The sequence below is a fragment of the Streptomyces sp. RP5T genome (assembly GCF_003933965.1).
Classification (GTDB): domain Bacteria; phylum Actinomycetota; class Actinomycetes; order Streptomycetales; family Streptomycetaceae; genus Streptomyces.
This window is the reverse complement of sequence record NZ_RSAJ01001143.1, coordinates 1-1080: the sequence shown is the minus strand read 5'-3', so window position 1 is coordinate 1080 and position 1080 is coordinate 1. Positions and strand designations below refer to the sequence as shown.

Annotated in this window: 1 protein-coding gene; it reads left to right on the top strand. The window is 70.6% G+C overall.

From position 1 onward, the window contains the following. The coding region (locus EHS43_RS45030) for a helix-turn-helix domain-containing protein (RefSeq protein ID WP_125196106.1) at positions 1 to 1080 on the top strand (1080 nt) is incomplete at both ends.

The following is a 1080-nucleotide window of genomic DNA, read 5'->3' as shown; positions in this document are numbered from 1 at the left end:
CTGTCACCCAGTTACATCTCCCTCGTCGAGGCGGGCAAGCGGTCGCCGTCGCCCGAGGTGCTCGCGCAGCTGGCCGCGCGACTTCACTGTGACGTGGCGGAGCTGGGGGGTGAGCCCGCGGTGTCCGTCACCGGGCTCGCGGTGGAACTGAGCTTCGCGGAGACGGCGTTGAACGCCGGCGATGCCCAGGCGGCGCGTGAGGCGTACCTGGCGGTGCGCGCCAAAGTGGGCAAGTCCTCGCAGCCCGAGTCGTGGTACAAGGCGACCTACGGTCTGGCCCGTGCCCTGGAGAACCTCGGCGAGCTGGAGGAGGCGGTCGTGCACCTGGAGGAGCTCCATGCCACCGCGGTGGCCCAGCCGGACTCGGTGCCCCGTCTGACCACGGTGATCGCGCTGTGCCGGTGCTACCGGGAACTCGGCGATCTCTCCCACGCCATCGAGGTGGCCGAGGACACGCTCGCCGAACTGGACGAGCTCGGCCTGGCACCCACGGTCGTAGGTGTGGAACTGCTGTCGACGCTCGTCGGCGTCCACATGGAGCGCGGAGACCTGCACCGTGCCTCGTACCTGGCCGGAAAGGCCATCGAGCAGGCCGACTCGGTCACCGACGCCCGCGCCCGGGGCGCGGCGTACTGGAACGCCAGTGTCGTCCTGCACCGCAACGGCAAGACGGCCGACGCCCTGGTGCTGATCGAGAAGGCGCTGGCGTGTTACGCCGTGGGAGAGGACACGCGTGCGCTCGCGCGGCTGCGCAACGCCTACGCCATGCTGCTGCTGGAGTCCGGGAGCACGGAGCCGGAGCCGGTGCGCGAGATGCTCCAGCAGAGCTACGCGTCCTTGCGCGAGGTGGGCAGCAGCGTGGACGTCGCCTACTGCCTGTCGGCCCTGGCCCGGATGGAGTTGCGGCTGGGCGATCCCCTGTCGGCCGTCCGCAACGCGGAGGAGGCGCTGGAGCTCCTCGGCACGCAGCACCGTCTGCAAAGCGCGCGGAACTACCTGGTGCTCGCCGCCGCTCACCTCGCGATGGGGCGGACCGAAGCCTGTCAGGAGGCCTACGAGCGGGGCGCTTTGATGCTGGAG